Source organism: Aliiroseovarius sp. (assembly GCF_965228805.1).
GTDB lineage: Bacteria > Pseudomonadota > Alphaproteobacteria > Rhodobacterales > Rhodobacteraceae > JASBTN01.
This window is the reverse complement of record NZ_CBDDIE010000003.1, coordinates 782685-797644: the sequence shown is the minus strand read 5'-3', so window position 1 is coordinate 797644 and position 14960 is coordinate 782685. Positions and strand designations below refer to the sequence as shown.

Annotated in this window: 17 protein-coding genes; 14 read left to right on the top strand and 3 right to left on the bottom strand. The window is 64.1% G+C overall.

Features of this window, described 5'->3' with window-relative positions; genetic code table 11:
• Positions 1-2 precede the first annotated feature (2 nt).
• The 10 genes from ACO07D_RS05085 (at position 3) to ACO07D_RS05040 (ending at position 10567) form a co-directional block, all read left to right on the top strand.
• Entirely contained in the window at positions 3-893 is an 891-nt protein-coding gene (locus ACO07D_RS05085) for a 2-dehydro-3-deoxygalactonokinase (protein ID WP_421701876.1), read from the top strand.
• Positions 890-1495: a 2-dehydro-3-deoxy-6-phosphogalactonate aldolase gene (locus ACO07D_RS05080; protein ID WP_421701875.1), complete on the top strand. Its 606-nt coding sequence runs from the start codon at positions 890-892 to the stop codon at positions 1493-1495. The genes ACO07D_RS05085 and ACO07D_RS05080 overlap by 4 nt, the downstream gene beginning before the upstream one ends.
• Entirely contained in the window at positions 1492-2304 is an 813-nt protein-coding gene (locus ACO07D_RS05075; protein ID WP_421701874.1) for an SMP-30/gluconolactonase/LRE family protein, read from the top strand. The genes ACO07D_RS05080 and ACO07D_RS05075 overlap by 4 nt, the downstream gene beginning before the upstream one ends.
• On the top strand, positions 2304-4229 hold the full coding sequence (locus ACO07D_RS05070; protein WP_421701873.1) for a beta-galactosidase: 1926 nt from the start codon (positions 2304-2306) through the stop codon (positions 4227-4229). The genes ACO07D_RS05075 and ACO07D_RS05070 overlap by 1 nt, the downstream gene beginning before the upstream one ends.
• Before the next feature lie 121 nt (positions 4230-4350).
• Entirely contained in the window at positions 4351-7086 is a 2736-nt protein-coding gene (locus ACO07D_RS05065) for a calcium-binding protein (RefSeq protein WP_421701872.1), read from the top strand.
• A 268-nt stretch (positions 7087-7354) separates the two neighbouring features.
• Positions 7355-7858 (top strand): YbjN domain-containing protein, encoded by a 504-nt coding sequence (locus tag ACO07D_RS05060; RefSeq protein ID WP_421701871.1) that lies wholly within the window; start codon positions 7355-7357, stop codon positions 7856-7858.
• Positions 7859-8048: 190 nt separating this feature from the next.
• The gene (locus ACO07D_RS05055) at positions 8049-8399 is read left to right on the top strand and encodes a hypothetical protein (protein WP_421701870.1); all 351 of its coding nucleotides are present in this window, start codon (positions 8049-8051) and stop codon (positions 8397-8399) included.
• Between the two features lie 67 nt (positions 8400-8466).
• Positions 8467-9282 carry a pyrroline-5-carboxylate reductase gene (gene proC / locus ACO07D_RS05050; RefSeq protein ID WP_421701869.1) on the top strand — a complete coding sequence of 272 codons (816 nt, stop codon included), beginning with the start codon at positions 8467-8469 and terminating at the stop codon, positions 9280-9282.
• Complete coding sequence (locus ACO07D_RS05045) at positions 9279-9617, top strand: tRNA-binding protein (protein ID WP_421701868.1); 339 nt, start codon at positions 9279-9281, stop codon at positions 9615-9617. The genes proC and ACO07D_RS05045 overlap by 4 nt, the downstream gene beginning before the upstream one ends.
• Positions 9617-10567 carry a 2-hydroxyacid dehydrogenase gene (locus tag ACO07D_RS05040; protein ID WP_421701867.1) on the top strand — a complete coding sequence of 317 codons (951 nt, stop codon included), beginning with the start codon at positions 9617-9619 and terminating at the stop codon, positions 10565-10567. The genes ACO07D_RS05045 and ACO07D_RS05040 overlap by 1 nt, the downstream gene beginning before the upstream one ends.
• A 212-nt stretch (positions 10568-10779) precedes the next feature.
• Here the strand turns inward: ACO07D_RS05040 and ACO07D_RS05035 are convergent, their stop codons facing one another.
• Positions 10780-11370 carry a thymidine kinase gene (locus tag ACO07D_RS05035; RefSeq protein WP_421701866.1) on the bottom strand — a complete coding sequence of 197 codons (591 nt, stop codon included), beginning with the start codon at positions 11368-11370 and terminating at the stop codon, positions 10780-10782.
• A gap of 434 nt (positions 11371-11804) precedes the next feature.
• Between ACO07D_RS05035 and ACO07D_RS05030 the strand changes: the two genes are divergently transcribed.
• The 4 genes from ACO07D_RS05030 (at position 11805) to ACO07D_RS05015 (ending at position 13839) form a co-directional block, all read left to right on the top strand.
• Positions 11805-12266, top strand: coding sequence for a hypothetical protein (locus ACO07D_RS05030; protein WP_421701865.1), 462 nt, complete (start codon positions 11805-11807; stop codon positions 12264-12266).
• 63 nt (positions 12267-12329) lie between these two features.
• A complete protein-coding gene (locus tag ACO07D_RS05025; RefSeq protein WP_421701864.1) occupies positions 12330-12512 on the top strand; it encodes a hypothetical protein in 183 nt (60 codons plus the stop codon).
• Complete coding sequence (locus tag ACO07D_RS05020; RefSeq protein WP_421701863.1) at positions 12482-12943, top strand: LysE family translocator; 462 nt, start codon at positions 12482-12484, stop codon at positions 12941-12943. The genes ACO07D_RS05025 and ACO07D_RS05020 overlap by 31 nt, the downstream gene beginning before the upstream one ends.
• A gap of 227 nt (positions 12944-13170) precedes the next feature.
• Complete coding sequence (locus ACO07D_RS05015) at positions 13171-13839, top strand: outer membrane protein (RefSeq protein WP_421701861.1); 669 nt, start codon at positions 13171-13173, stop codon at positions 13837-13839.
• A 75-nt stretch (positions 13840-13914) separates the two neighbouring features.
• Here ACO07D_RS05015 and ACO07D_RS05010 read toward each other — a convergent pair whose 3' ends face one another.
• Complete coding sequence (locus tag ACO07D_RS05010) at positions 13915-14283, bottom strand: diacylglycerol kinase (protein WP_421701859.1); 369 nt, start codon at positions 14281-14283, stop codon at positions 13915-13917.
• A complete protein-coding gene (locus ACO07D_RS05005; protein ID WP_421701858.1) occupies positions 14270-14641 on the bottom strand; it encodes a YigZ family protein in 372 nt (123 codons plus the stop codon). The genes ACO07D_RS05010 and ACO07D_RS05005 overlap by 14 nt, the downstream gene beginning before the upstream one ends.
• Positions 14642-14960: the final 319 nt, after the last annotated feature.

The window sequence follows — 14960 nt, the reverse complement described above, 5'->3', positions numbered from 1 at the left end:
AGATGACGGTAGACTGGATTGCGGTGGATTGGGGCACGACGCATCTGCGCGCCTGGCTGATCGGCGGGGGCGAGGTGACTTGCCTGCGTTCGGAGAAAGGCGGCGGCGGGCTGGCGCCGGAAGACTATGAACCGGCGCTGCTAGAGCTGATCGGCGAGCACCTCACCGGTCCCGCCCCCGTCATCGCCTGCGGCATGGTCGGCGCCCGCCAGGGCTGGGTCGAGGCGCCCTATGCCACTGTGCCCTGCAAGGCCCCGGGCGTGGGGGAAGCCATCCGCGTGCCCACGCAGGACAGCCGCCTCGACCTCTACATCCTGCCCGGCGTCAGCCAGGCCAGCCCGGCCGATGTCATGCGCGGCGAAGAAACCCAGATTGCCGGGTTCCTGGCCGCCCATCCCAAGTTCGATGGTGTTCTCTGCCTGCCCGGCACCCATACGAAATGGGTGCATATCTCGGCCGAGGAAATCGTCAGCTTCCAGACCGTCATGACCGGCGAGCTTTTTGCGCTGCTGTCCGAACAGTCGATCCTGCGCCATTCCATGGGGGACGGTTGGGACGATGTCGCCTTTACGGGCGCGGTCAGCGACGCCATGTCCCGCCCCCAGGCGATTGCCGCCAAGCTCTTTGCCCTGCGTGCGGGCAGTCTGCTGGGCGACCCCGATCCCGGCATGGCCCGCGCGCGCCTGTCCGGCTTGCTGATCGGCCTCGAACTGGCCGCCACCAAACCCTATTGGCTGGGGCAGGAGCTGGCGCTGATCGGCGCCCCGGACCTCTGTGCCACATATGCCACCGCTTTGACCGCCCAGGGCCTCGCCCCCACCCAGCATTCCGGCGACGATCTGACCCTTGCGGGCCTCACCGCCGCCTACGCCAGCCTGAAGGAAACCGCATGAGCCGCGCCATCATCGCCATCCTGCGCGGGGTCACCCCTGCCGAGGTCACCGGCATCGCAGGCGCCATCCTGGACGCGGGTATCGACCGGATCGAGGTGCCGCTGAACTCGCCCGAACCATTGGGCAGCATCGCCCGCCTGGTCGCGGCCTTCGGCGACCGCGCCCTGATCGGCGCGGGCACGGTGCTCAGCCCCGAAGACGTTGCCGCCGTTGCCAGCGTGGGCGGCAAGCTCATCGTCTCGCCCGACTGCAACCCGGAGGTTATCCGCGCCACCAAATCGGCGGGGCTCACCAGCTTCCCGGGCGTCATGACCCCGTCCGAATGTTTCGCGGCCCTGCGCGCGGGCGCGGATGGGCTGAAGTTCTTCCCCGCCGAGCTGGTCGGCCCCACCGGTCTGAAAGCCATGCGCGCGGTGCTGCCCAAGGGTACACAGACCTTCGCCGTTGGTGGCGCAGGCCCGGAGAACTTCGCCGACTGGGTCGCCGCAGGCGCCACCGGCTTCGGCATCGGATCGGCGATCTACAAGCCCGGCGACACGGCGCAACAGGTCGCGGGCAAGGCCGCCAAGATCGTCGCCGCCTATGACAAGGCGATGCCATGATCTTCGACGACCGCGCCTGCACCCTGGGTGAAGGCCCGCTCTGGCACCCCGAACGGGCGCAGCTCTTCTGGTTCGACATCCAGGCCAAGCGCCTGATGACCCGCGAGGGCGGCAAACCGCGCCACTGGCAGTTCGACCACCACGTCTCTGCCGCCGGTTGGGTGGATCACGACACGCTGCTCATTGCCTCCGAGGTCGAGCTGTTCCGCTTCGATTTGACCACGGGCGCACGCGACCACATCGCGCCCTTGGAGGCCGACGAGCCCGTGACCCGCTCCAACGACGGGCGGGCGGATCCCTTTGGCGGGTTCTGGATCGGCACCATGGGCAAGGAGCTGGAGCCCGAGGCCGGTGCGATCTATCGCTTCTACAAGGGGCAGGTCGAGGTTCTCTATCAGGACATCACCATCTCCAACGCGATCTGTTTCGCCCCGGACGGGCGCACGGCCTATTACACCGACACGCCGACAGGTATCGTGATGCGCCAGGCGCTGGACGGGGAAGGTTGGCCCGACGGCGCGGCGGAACCATTCCTGCGTGTGGATCACCCAGATGGCGCCGTGGTCGATGCCGAGGGCTGCCTCTGGATTGCGCAATGGGGCAAGGGCCGCGTGTTGCGCTATGGGCCGGAGGGCAACCTGATCTCCCATATCGACCTGCCCGCCAGCCAGGTGACCTGCCCGGACTTTGGCGGCACCACCCTGCACGTGACCTCGGCGGCCGAGGGCGTGGAGGAGACCGATGGCGGCAAGACCTTCGCCGTGGATGTGGGCATCCAGGGCCAATCCGAACACAGGGTGATCCTCTGATGACCGCCCTGAAACGCACTCCCCTCAAACGTACATTGGGCACCTGCTACTACCCCGAACATTGGCCCCGCGATATCTGGGAGGAAGACGCCCGCCGCATGGTCGAGGCGGGGCTGACCTGGGTGCGCATCGGCGAGTTCGCCTGGTCCCGGCTGGAGCCGCAACCCGGCCACTACGCTTTCGGCTGGCTGGACGAGGCCATCGAGGTGCTGGGGCAGGCCGGGCTGAAAGTCGTGCTGGGCACGCCCACCGCCACCCCGCCACGCTGGATGCTGGACCGACACCCGGACATGCTGGCGATCGACGCGCTGGGCAACCCGCGCAAGTTTGGCTCGCGCAGGCACTATTGTTTCAGCCACGAAGGCTACAAGGCGGAGTGTGCCGTGATCACCGGCAAGCTGGCGGACCGCTACGGTGCCAACCCACATGTGGCCGCCTGGCAGACCGACAATGAATATGGCTGCCATGATACGGTGATCAGCTATTCCGATGCCGCCCGCGTAGCGTTCCGGAAATGGTGTGCCGCGCGGTATGGCGACATCGCCACGCTGAACGATGCCTGGGGCAATGTCTTCTGGTCGATGGAGTACGATCGCTTCGACCAGATCGACCTGCCGAACCTCACCGTGACCGAACCGAACCCGTCGCATGTGCTGGCCTTCCGCCGTTTCAGCTCGGACCAGGTGGTGGCGTTCAACCGGCTCCAGGTCGACCTGATCCGCGCCCATTCCAGCGCGCCGATCTCGCACAATTACATGGGGCGGATCACCGAATTCGACCATTTCGACGTTGCCGCAGACATGGAAATCGCCACCTGGGACAGCTATCCGCTGGGATTTCTCGAGGACCGCGTGGGGGCGGATGCGACGACCCAGCGCGCCTATGCCCGTCAGGGTCACCCGGATTTCCAGGCCTTCCACCACGACCTCTACCGCGCGGTCGGGCGGGGGCGTTGGTGGGTGATGGAACAGCAGCCCGGCCCGGTGAACTGGGCGCCTTACAACCCCGCGCCGCTGCCCGGCATGGTGCGCCTATGGAGCTGGGAGGCCTTCGCCCACGGCGCCGAGGCGGTCTGCTACTTTCGCTGGCGCCAGGCGCCCATGGCGCAGGAGATGATGCACGCGGGCCTCCTGCGCCCCGACAGCGTGGAGGCGCCCGCCATGGCCGAGGCGCGCCAGGTCGCCGCCGAGATCGCCGAGGCGCCTGATGTGCCCGCCACACAAGCCCCCGTCGCGCTGATCTTCGACTACGGTGCCGAATGGGCCTGGCAGGTGCAACCGCACGCGGCTGGCAGCGCCTATTTCGATCTGGTGTTCCAGACCTATTGCGCCTGCCGCAGGTTGGGCCTGTCGTTGGACATCCTGCCGCCCTCCGCGCGGGACTTCGCGGGCTACAAGCTGGTGTTGGCGCCAGGGCTGATGCATCTGCCGGAGTCCTTAAAGGATGCGCTAAGCAGCTGCGAAGGAAAGGTAATCCTTGGCCCACGTGCGGGGGCGCGCACGGCGGAAATGCAAATGCCGGTGCCGCTGGCCCCGGATCTCCCGGGCCTTGACGTGACCGTCTCGCGAGTCGAGAGCCTGCGCCCGGATATGCCTCTGGAGATCGCGGGCGGCGGCGCGGTGCAGCTCTATTGCGAAGAGCTGGAGGGGCAGGCCGAGGTCACCCTGCGCCTGGCGGGTGGCGCGCCGCTGGCGATGCGGGCAGGGCAGGTGACCTATCTGGGCGGATGGCTCGATCAGGACGGGCTGATCCGCCTTCTGCGCGACACCTGCGCCGAGGCTGGGATCGAGACCCTGGACCTGCCCGAGGGTCTGCGCATTCGCGACACCGGGCACGAGCGGTTCTGGTTCAACCACACCCCCCGCGACATGGTATTCGCCGGATATGACATTCCAGCGGCCGGTGTGCTGCGGCAACTTCTCTGAACCTCTCGCATTATATCGCATTGCGTGTGTGCGAGTTCTTGCCGCAGCCTGAGATTGTGCGCTGTCGAGCTCTCGCAAAGGTATAGTCTGCCTCCGTTAGTTTTGGTTAACGGGGGCTCACATGGCCGATATCACCTTCTCCACTCTTGTCGCAGGCACCGCGCCGCAAACCGATCTGGTCGCAAGCGATCACTTCGGAATCAACCACAGCTCCCTGTTCGAAAGGGTCTCCGCGCCCGGGGATGATGCCGGTTGGTACAAGTTCGACGACATCGTTCAGACCTTGGAGCTGACCGATGTACGTTGGCCCGGTGGGGCCTATTCGGAAATCTGGATGGCGATCGTGGACCCGGACCCGACCATATCAGGGGATGAGTACTTGGATCCCAATGCGACGACGGTCACCAGCCGATTGACCGGTGCCACGGACCAGGTCCAGGGGTTGGACACATTCGCAGAGGGGCTCAAGCAGGTCGGCGACGATATCGGCATCACCGTGGTTCTGCCCACAGGTCTGTTCGGGCCGACCTGGAAGGACGCAGACAGCACCTACCAGAACCTCGTCAACCCGGACTGGAACGCCTTTGCCAATCAGTGGACCGACATCGACACCGGGTCGGACCAGTATTCCGAGTTCCAGCGGGTGGTGGAGGATTATGTCTACCGCTGCCTGGAGGCGGTCGAAGGGAACGCGCGTATCGAAGCCTTTGAGCTGGGCAATGAATACGAGGCGATTTTCGGCTCGCGCGTCTACGGGCAGATTGCGGACGCCATGGCCCAGTTCACGCATAATGCGATCCAGCAAAATAACGCGGACAAGGGCGCCGATGCCGATCCGAATATCCTGGTGCAGATTTGGGCAAATACCAGTGGCAGCGGCATGTCGATTGAAGAGCTGCACGCCCGCAACCTGGGTGTTCTGGCGCAGTTCTCCGAGGCCGCGCTGTCGCTGATCGACGGTGTTGTCCCGCACAATTATTACGACCAGGATCATGTGATCGGCACGCCCGAGGATGCCAGCCAGATCACCGAGAGCTACGATAGCATCCCGGACCTCATGGCGCTTTATCGCGCGATGGCGGATGAATGGAATCTGGCAACCGGCAAGGATCTTGAGCTGGTCATCTCCGAATGGAACGTGGGTCACAAGCCTCACGTGCCTGAGGCTGATTGGTTCGTCTCGGGAACCAACACGGTGACCCAGACCTTCATCGACGGCACCACCCTGGGCCTGAAACAGCTCGCCCCGCTCATGGAACTGTTCTCGGCCATGATGGTTGAAGGGGTCGATGCGGCGCATGTCTGGTCTGCGCTGAACAACACGAACTCGATCGGGCGGCAGGGCAATGAGCTTCTGACCGTCGTTGGCGCCTTTTTCGAGACCTTGAAGCAGAAATCGCTGGGCCGGTCTTATGTCGAATTGGGCGTCGACAGCGACACGTATGACGCGCATCTCTTTGCCGGGGCGGACAGTTCGACCCTGTTCGTGTCGAACCTGGAAAGCGCCAATGGGTCTGTTTCGATCGACCTGGGCGCGCTGGGCGTGTCGGATGGCAGTTTCGAACTGACCGTGTTGGGCGTGCATGATGCGGATGGGAATTTCACCGGTGACGGCGCCTTCCGGGCCTATGGCCAGGACTTCGAGGGCGTGCCGGAGTGGCTCGAACATGACGCCTCCCTGGTGCCGCGCGTCATCACCGTCGAGGTGGTGGCTGGCGTGGCCGAGGTTCCGCTCGGCGCGCACGAGATTGCGGTGCTGGACCTGGATATCGGTTATGTCGATGGCCAGCTGGTCCTGCCGCCCCCGCCCGCTGTGGTCGACCCGGATGCGGTGCCAGAGGGCGGCGAAACCGCGACCATCCTTCTTGATCCCGAAAACACGCGAACCGATGGCACCAGCGGCGATGACATTATCATCGGCGATGAGCGGGACGAGGACCTGCGCGGCGGCGGCGGGGATGACATCCTTCATGACGGGGCTGGCAAGGACAGTCTGCGCGGTGACAGCGGGCGTGATATCTTCCGCCTCACTGCGGACAACGACCATGAAACCATTCGTGACTTCCAGCTGGATGATTTCAACGGCCAGGTCGAACGGGTGGACATCAGCGCCTTCGGAATTGCCTCCTGGGACGAGATCAACACGATGCTGAGTTCGAACTCCACTGGTAGCCACAAGGGGTTCTATTTCGACGAGGCCAAAGGGCGGCTCTACCTGCACCTCGGTGATGGTACGCGTGTCGAATTCCGCTTTGACAAGAATGACTTGGTGGATGCTGACGGGGCACTTCTGCTTGGTAAGGAACACTTCATCTTTGCCGGTTCGGTCAGTGGGGGTGACACTGGCGGCGGCGACACCGGTGGCGGTGACACGGGTGGAGGTGATACGGGCGACTACAACGTGATCCAGGCCCTCGAAGAGGACAGCCAGACCAAGGGCACCAAGGAGAATGATCAGATCATCGGCTCGGATGGCAGGGACGATCTGCGCGGCGAGAACGGCGATGATCGCCTGATTGATGGGGATGGCAATGACGTCCTGCGCGGCGGCAATGGTGCCGATACGTTCGTCTTCACCTCCGCAGGCGACAAGGAGGTCATCGCGGACTTCAATCAGGGCGATGACGTGATCGACCTGTCTGCCTTCAACCTGTCCGGTTGGGACGCGCTCGCGGATGGGTTCACCGTGCAACATGACACCAACGACCCGAACAAAAGCCGGGTCTACCTGTGGTTCGATACGGATGGCGACGGGGTGGACGACACCCGGATCGAGTTCCGCCACAAGGAGGGCAAACACGAAATCGTAGATGAGAGCGGCCGGCTTCTGATCGACGAAGGCGATTTCCTGTTCTGAGCCCACTTTCCCGGTCCAAGGGGGCGTGGTGACGCACGTTCCCTCTGCCTTCGGCCTGCCTGTTGAAAACTCTGCCTAGCCTGTGGAGCGCTGTGGATTTCCTGTGGACAACTTGCCGTGTTAACAAAGTTTCCCTTTACAGCGAATCACCTTTCGCGCACCATATCTCGTATAAGGACGGCGCAAAGAACGCCGAACCTAGTAGAGGCACCAAGGCTTTTCGGGATCTGCCCCCCGAAGCTTCGGTCACAGCAGAAAGGACCGCCACATGTCCGCAGCCGAGCAGTTTATCGAAAGTGATGACCTTCATCCGATCGACATTGTCGAACATATTGCCGAACATCACGCCTGGGAATTCGACCGCGTTGCCGATGATCAGATCGCCATGGCCGTCGAAGGCCAGTGGCGCACCTATTCGATCACCCTGGCTTGGTCGCCCTATGACGAGACCCTGCGCCTGATCTGCACCTTCGAGATGGAGCCGCCGGAAGAGAAGCTTCCGAAGCTCTATGAGGCGCTGAATGCGACCAATGACAAGATCTGGGCCGGCGCCTTTACCTATTGGCACGAGCAGCGGCTGATGGTCTATCGCTATGGGCTGGTCCTGACCGGCGGGCAATTCGCGGGGCCTGAGCAGATCGACCGGCTGATCGCCTCGGCGGTTGGTGCGTCGGAGCGGTTCTACCCCGCCTTCCAGCTGGTCAGCTGGGCCGACCGCGAGGTCGAGGACGCCATGCAGGTGGCGATCGACGAAGCCTACGGGCGGGCGTAACCGCTCCCGAACATGCGGCCGCATGAAGACGGCCATCACTCCCTGACTGGCCCTGCCTCGCGGCGGGGCCTTTGTTGCGATATATGTACGCGCCATGAACAGGTTTTACAGTTTCGTTTTACGATCTTTTCGAACCCTGCCGGTCCTGTGTGTCACATTGGGGCCGGTATTCTTGGCAGTTGGGTTCTGGATGCAATTCGACGCCTGGCAATTTCAGCGCAGGGCAGAGCCCGTACAGATCACCGTCTTGAGTGTCGAGCGCAAGTGGCATGATGGCCAGCGCGTGTTTCGACCCCACCTCAGCCTCGATGAACCGGGCAGCCGACGCTTGACCTATGTCGGCGTGACCTGGTGGTCGCATCTGCCCTTTCGAACCGGAGAGATCGCCCCGGGCTGGATTGATCGCGAAAGCGGCCAGATGCGGCTGGCCTATATGCTTGCCTCCAATTCCGCCCTGGGCCGCGATACGGCAAAGACCGGCGGTGGATTGTTCCTGTTCGGGCTTCTCATCTTCCTCTGGCGCTGGTTTCGACCGAGGTAATCCCGGCGCTCTTGCCCCCCTGCCGCCCCCCGCGTAACGTCGCGCCGACAGGTAAAGGGAGGCGTGCATGAACATGGACGATCTGAAGGCGCGGGGGCTGGTGCTCCTGGGCTGTGGCAAGATGGGCTCTGCGATGCTGGAGGGCTGGCTGGGGCAGGGGCTGCCGACCCGCTCGGTCTGGGTGCTGGATCCGTACCCCTCCGAATGGTTGCAGGGATTGGACGGGCTGAACCTGAATACGGAGCTGCCCGAAAACCCGGCCATCGTGCTGGTGGCGGTGAAGCCGCAGATGATGGGCGATGCGCTGCCGACGCTCGCCGCGCTGGGCAATGGCACGACCCTGTTCGTCTCCGTGGCCGCCGGCACGCCGATTTCGGCCTTCGAGGCGATGCTGGGTGCCGACACCCCGATCATCCGCGCCATGCCGAACACCCCCGCCGCCGTTGCGCGCGGGATCACCGCGATCACCGGCAATGCCCAGGCCACCGCCGCGCACCTGGACCTGGCCGAGGCGCTTCTGTCCGCCGTTGGCCAGGTGGTTCGCCTGGACGGAGAACACCAGATGGACGCGGTCACGGCGGTCTCCGGCTCCGGCCCGGCCTATGTGTTCCACCTGATCGAAACCCTGACCGCCGCTGGCGAGGCCGAAGGGCTGCCCCCCGCGCTGGCCGTGCAACTGGCCCGCGCCACGGTGGCGGGTGCCGGGCACCTGGCCGAAAACGCGGACGAGGACGCCGCCCAGCTGCGCGTCAACGTGACCTCGCCGGGTGGCACCACCGCCGCCGCGCTGGAGGTGTTGATGGACCCGGACACCGGCTTCCCGCCGCTTTTGAAACGTGCGGTCAAGGCCGCTGCCGACCGTTCGAAGGAGCTCGCAAAATGAGCGAAATCAGCTTTGACGACTTTCTGAAGGTCGATATCCGCAAGGGCACCGTGGTGCGCGCCGAACCCTTCCCCGAAGCCCGCAAACCGGCGATCAAGCTCTGGGTCGATTTCGGGCCTGACGTGGGCGAGAAGAAGAGCTCGGCCCAGATCACCGCGCATTATGATCCGGACAGCCTGGTGGGCAGGTCGGTGCTGGGCGTGGTGAACTTCCCACCGCGTCAGATCGGGCCGATGCGGTCGGAGGTGCTGATCCTGGGGCTGCACGACGATGATGACAACGTGGTGCTGATCACCGCCGACAAGGACGCGCCCGACGGCGCACGCATGTGCTGATGCGCCTGTTCATCTCCCGTCCACTGCCCGAGGCCGTGCTGGACCGCGCCCGCGCCAGTTTCGACGTGACTGTGCGCGAAGAGACCTCACCGCTCTCCCGCGCCGAAATGCTCACCGCCCTGCGCGACTATGACGCCGTCCTGCCCACCCTGCGCGACGATTTCAGCGCCGATGTCTTTGTCGAGGCCGGGGCAATCCGCGCCAAGGTGTTGGCGAATTTCGGTGTGGGCTACAATCATATCGACGTGGCCGCGGCCAAGGCCCATGGGCTCGCCGTCTCGAACACGCCGGGCGCGGTGACCGATGCCACCGCCGACACCGCCATGACGCTGATCCTGACGTGCGCCCGCCGCGCTGGCGAAGGCGAACGTTTGGTGCGGTCCGGGAGCTGGGAGGGCTGGCACCCGACCCAGATGCTCGGCCTGCATGTCACCGGCAAGACCCTGGGCGTGATTGGCATGGGCCGCATTGGCCAGGCGATTGCCCATCGCTGCCACCACGGCTTTGGCATGGAGGTGGTGTTCTACAACCGCTCGCCGAAACAGGTCGACCTGCCCGCGCGCCAGCTGGGCTCGATCGAAGAGGTCTGCGCGACGGCCGATATCGTTGTCGTGGCCACGCCGGGCGGGGCAGAGACCACCCACCTGATCGGCGCAGATGCTTTCCACGCGATGCAGCCCCACGCGCTTTTCGTCAATATCGCCCGCGGTGAGGTGGTGGACGAAGCCGCGCTGATCGCCGCGCTACAGGCTGGGGAGCTGGCCGGGGCCGGGCTGGATGTCTACGAGTTCGAACCCGAAGTGCCCGAAGCTCTGATCGCGATGGAGAACGTCGTGCTTCTGCCCCACCTGGGCACCGCCACGCTGGAAGTGCGCACGGATATGGGCATGTTGGCGGTTGAGAACCTGGAAGCCTTCGCCCGCGACGGCACGCTGGTGACACCGGTTTGAAACAAAGGTGCGCCTGCGGCGCGCTTGATGCCTCGTCGGCGGCCTGACGGCCTTCTCCTCGGTGTTGGGGCGCTGCCCCCAAACCCCCGGGATATTTCGGGAAAGATGAAAGGCAAGGGCCCTTGTTTTCAGCTTCTCCCAAATATCCTCGCCGGAGGCATCCCGAGGGGGCGGCGCAGCCGACACCGAGGTATCAAGCGTGCCGAAGGCGCTCAATTTGACGGCAGATCGCCCATTGCCTCGCGCCAATGCCTGCGGCACAGCGACACATAGCGTTCGTTGCCGCCGATCTGCACCTGGTCGCCGTCGACCAGCACATTGCCCTGGTCGTCCATGCGCACCACCATCGTGGCCTTCTTGCCGCAATGGCAGATGGTGCGCGCCTCGCGCATTTCATCCGCCAACGCCAGCAGGGTGGCCGACCCCGGAAACAGCTTGCCCTGAAAATCCACCCGCAGCCCGTAGCACATGACCGGCACGTTCAGGTCATCCACCGCGCGCGCCAGTTGCCAGACCTGTTCGGGTTCCAGGAACTGCGCCTCGTCGATGAAGACGCAGGCCACCGGCCCCTCGGCCAGCCGCGCCTCGAGCCGGGCAAACAGGTCGTCCCCGGGCTGGAACGCATCCGCCTCGGCGCCGATGCCGATGCGGCTGCCGATCCGGCCCTTTCCGGCACGATCGTCAAGTTTTGCAGTGATCAGATAGGTGTCCATGCCACGTTCGCGGTAGTTGTAGGACGCCTGCAGCAGCAGGGTCGATTTCCCCGCATTCATGGTCGAGTAGTGGAAGTAGAGCTTGGCCATGGCCCTCAGTTAGCGCGGGCGCGCGGCGGGGGCAACGGGCAAACCGGCTACCGGTCCGTGGAACGTTGCGACGGGCGCAGTCCCGCGCGAAATCCCTCCCCAATGCAACGGGATGGTGGGGGGAGGGGGATCGGTTCTTGGGAATTCGAGGCCGTGGGCGGCATGCGCCCTGGGGATGGAACAGACCTCACACCGGTTACGCACCGAAACCACTGCACATGTCGGTTTCCCGGACATGCCCCGCGGCAAAACACACGCCGCGGACCCCCACCACAACCGACGCTGGGGGCGTCGGTCACTCGTTACATCTTCCCCGGCTGCCCGGAGTACATGCATAAAGCCATTCCATTGCGATCCGATTAATGGGAAAAGGGGTCTGCAATTCCCCCTCGAAGCATTTCTTGAGGGGCCAAGCGGGGACAATGGGGACAGTAATGGCAAGTGTCGGGAGTTACCTGAAGAAACACACCGAAGCTCTGGTGAAGGACGTCGGATTGGAGGCCGCCTGCACGCTGACAGGCAAGTCCAAGGCGACCTTGGGCCGGTATTATTCGGATGCGGAAGAACATGGCGATCGCTTCATGCCGATCGACGCAGTGGCGGCCCTGGAAGAGGCCGCACGCTATCCGCACGTCACCTCGGCCCTGGCCGAGCTGCGCGGCATCACCATGTCCTATGACAGCGAGCGCCGCAACGCGCCCGAAGGGGGTGTCAACGCCGACGTGATCGCGCTCAGCCAGCGCTTTGCGATGCTGATGGCGGAATACCAGCAGTCGATCGAGGATGGCATCATCACCATCAACGAGGCCAAGCGGCTCCTGCGCGAGACCCTGGCGCTGCAGCATGTGCTTCTGGACATGAAGCTGCACCTGGAAGAAGAGACCAATCACAACTGACGCGACCTGCGGGGACGGTTCCTGACCGGTGTCCGCGCGGATGCGGGTATCGAGGGGGACCCCATGGATCTGCACATTGCCCTGGCCCTGGTGGCGGCAACCCTGCTGCTGGTGGCCATTCCCGGCCCGAACGTGGCCCTGATCGTCGCCAATACCCTGGCGCGCGGCTTTTGTGCCGGGCGGTTACCGTTCTGGGCACAACGCTGGGGGTTGCCTTGCAGCTGTCGGTGGTGGTGCTGGGGCTGAGCGTGCTGCTGGAACTGGCCGCTTGGGCCTTTGCCGGGCTGCGCTGGGCCGGGGTCGTCTATCTGCTGTATCTGGCGATGCAGTCCTGGCGTCAAGGCGTAGGTCGGCTGGAGGATGTCTCGGCCAGCCGCAGGCCCCTGGCGGCGCTGTTCCGTCAGGGCGCGTTGCTGGCATTGATCAATCCCAAGACCCTGCTGTTCAACGCGGCTTTCCTGCCGCAGTTTGCGCAGGCGGAGGCGGGGACCGCCTCTCTGCTGATCGCCGCTTCGCTGTACCTGGTCGTGCTGATGTTGGGTGATCTGCTTTGGGCGGCCCTGGCCCACCATGCGCGGCCCGCGCTCCTTCGCCTTGGCCGCTTGCGCCACAGGTTGACGGCTGTGCTGTTTGCAGGTGCCGGGATCGGCCTCGCGCTTGCCCGCACGGACCGTTAGGACCGCTACCCACCAGGATCCCCCCAGGCCGCCGCCGCAATCGTCGTGATTGAATCTCAAACCGAAGTGCCTCAGTTCGCCGACACCGTGACCATCCGGTCACGCTCAGCGACGGGCCGGGTGGCGTTGGTTGACCAATGGTTAAGTTTGGTTAACGTGACCCGGCTGCTTTATTAACGGGATGGGATTCCATGAACTACGCATTTGCTGCGGTCCTCGGGGCCGCTATGGGAACGATTGTGGCTACCGGGGCCTTTGCCGAGGATGACATGGCCGGGACCGATCACCCTTGGTCGGGCCTTTATGCTGGCGTGCACGCCGGGCTCGGGTTTGCCTCCTTTGACGGGATCTTTGACGGCGCCGACTCGGTTGACCGCCAGGATGACCTGGGCGCCACCGGGTTCATGGGGCTGCCCTTCGGCGGGCAGGTCGGTTACGACTTTGCGGTCAATGGGTTGGTTCTTGGCGTTGTAGGTGATTTCGGCACTGTTCTGGGCTCGGGCGATACCGCAAGCGCGACCAATGATGGCGTATTGGAAACGAGCTACAACTGGGTGGCCTCGGCACGTGCCCGGGTTGGCAAGCCGATGGGTGATTTCATGCCCTATGTTACTGTCGGCATCGCACGCGCGTCGGTCACTGTCAGTCACGAGTTCATTCTGTTCGATGACCCCAGTCTGAACGGGAGCAAGAACATCACCGACAGCGGCACTGTCTTTGGCGCCGGGATCGAGTGGGTGCTGAAGGACAATGTGACTCTGGGCGCCGAGGCGCTTGTCTATGATTTCAACGTCAGCGATGACCTGGTTGACCTCGGGAATGATCGGGATTTCGGTGATGGGATGACCGCCATGGACCTGGTTCAGGCGCGGGTCGCGTTGAATTTCCGTTTCTGACGGCGTCAAGGCCTGATCCAAGAGGGCCAGGCTCGCCTCCGAGATCTTTTCATGGCCTGGAGTTGGGCGAGTTCTCTACCCCACGAGCACCGCGACCCAAGCAACCCCAGCCGCAATCGCGGTGACTGCGACGGTGGCTGAGGCCAGGTCCTTGGCCCGCCGCGCCAGGTCGTGTTCGGCGGTCGAGATGTAATCCACCGTGCGTTCCACCGCCGTGTTCATCAGCTCGGCCGCCAGCACCAGGATGCCCAGCGCCAGGATCAGCGCGCGTTCGCCGCCCGTCAGGTCGATCACCATCGCCAGGCCTGCCGAGATCACATTGGCCACCACCCATTGCATGATGGATTTCTCGTTGTGCCAGCAGTCCAGCCAGCCGCGCCAGGACCAGATGCAGCGCCATTTGAACCGGGTCCATTCGCGGTGGATCGTATTACGCAGCGCCATTCAGCCCCTCCGCGTTCGCCATGTAGTGATCAACCGCATCCTGCACCCGGCGAAACCGGTCGCCGCCCAGCTTGGTGCCGCCGAACCAGCGGGTGACGACGACGATATGGCCCTCCAGCCCCTGGCGTTCCAGCATGCGCAGGATCACCATGCCTGCGCCCGCCTCGCCATCATCGCCCTTGGTCGGGCCGTCATCGGGCAGGATCGCGGCCCAGGTATTGTGCGTCGCCTTGGCATAACGCTTGTCGCGGCAGAGCACCTTCAGGAAGGCCTTGACCTCGGCACGCGAGGCAACCGGCCCACCGGAGACCGCATATTTCGACCCGCGGTCGGTCAGGAAGTGTTCGAACTGCTGCATTTGGCCTCCGTTCGGAGGACTTAAAGCGTTTCGAGAAGAAGTTGCAACAGAGGATGGTTTCGGAGGGGCGTCTGTGTAATGTCGCGCGGTTTTGGTCCGGACAGGTGAATTGTTGAGGGTCGATCTAAGTAGCATTTCCCCAAACTCAGTCTCATACGCTGAGCAAGACTGGCGCAATGGCTGCTCGGCGGACAAACTGTGCTTTCGCTGCAAACGCTCCAAAGTCGGCTTTCGTCCGAGCGAGACCGTGCAATAGCCGCAGAGGGGTAACTAATTTGCAGGCGATCCGATAGGAGGAACCGCGTAGCAGGATCATCCA

Coding starts and splice junctions, on each gene's coding strand:
- ACO07D_RS05085 (WP_421701876.1), top strand. CDS start 3: ATGACGGTAGACTGGATTGCGGTGGATTGGGGCACGACGCATCTGCGC.
- ACO07D_RS05080 (WP_421701875.1), top strand. CDS start 890: ATGAGCCGCGCCATCATCGCCATCCTGCGCGGGGTCACCCCTGCCGAG.
- ACO07D_RS05075 (WP_421701874.1), top strand. CDS start 1,492: ATGATCTTCGACGACCGCGCCTGCACCCTGGGTGAAGGCCCGCTCTGG.
- ACO07D_RS05070 (WP_421701873.1), top strand. CDS start 2,304: ATGACCGCCCTGAAACGCACTCCCCTCAAACGTACATTGGGCACCTGC.
- ACO07D_RS05065 (WP_421701872.1), top strand. CDS start 4,351: ATGGCCGATATCACCTTCTCCACTCTTGTCGCAGGCACCGCGCCGCAA.
- ACO07D_RS05060 (WP_421701871.1), top strand. CDS start 7,355: ATGTCCGCAGCCGAGCAGTTTATCGAAAGTGATGACCTTCATCCGATC.
- ACO07D_RS05055 (WP_421701870.1), top strand. CDS start 8,049: ATGCAATTCGACGCCTGGCAATTTCAGCGCAGGGCAGAGCCCGTACAG.
- proC (WP_421701869.1), top strand. CDS start 8,467: ATGAACATGGACGATCTGAAGGCGCGGGGGCTGGTGCTCCTGGGCTGT.
- ACO07D_RS05045 (WP_421701868.1), top strand. CDS start 9,279: ATGAGCGAAATCAGCTTTGACGACTTTCTGAAGGTCGATATCCGCAAG.
- ACO07D_RS05040 (WP_421701867.1), top strand. CDS start 9,617: ATGCGCCTGTTCATCTCCCGTCCACTGCCCGAGGCCGTGCTGGACCGC.
- ACO07D_RS05035 (WP_421701866.1), bottom strand. CDS start 11,370: ATGGCCAAGCTCTACTTCCACTACTCGACCATGAATGCGGGGAAATCG.
- ACO07D_RS05030 (WP_421701865.1), top strand. CDS start 11,805: ATGGCAAGTGTCGGGAGTTACCTGAAGAAACACACCGAAGCTCTGGTG.
- ACO07D_RS05025 (WP_421701864.1), top strand. CDS start 12,330: ATGGATCTGCACATTGCCCTGGCCCTGGTGGCGGCAACCCTGCTGCTG.
- ACO07D_RS05015 (WP_421701861.1), top strand. CDS start 13,171: ATGGGAACGATTGTGGCTACCGGGGCCTTTGCCGAGGATGACATGGCC.
- ACO07D_RS05010 (WP_421701859.1), bottom strand. CDS start 14,283: ATGGCGCTGCGTAATACGATCCACCGCGAATGGACCCGGTTCAAATGG.
- ACO07D_RS05005 (WP_421701858.1), bottom strand. CDS start 14,641: ATGCAGCAGTTCGAACACTTCCTGACCGACCGCGGGTCGAAATATGCG.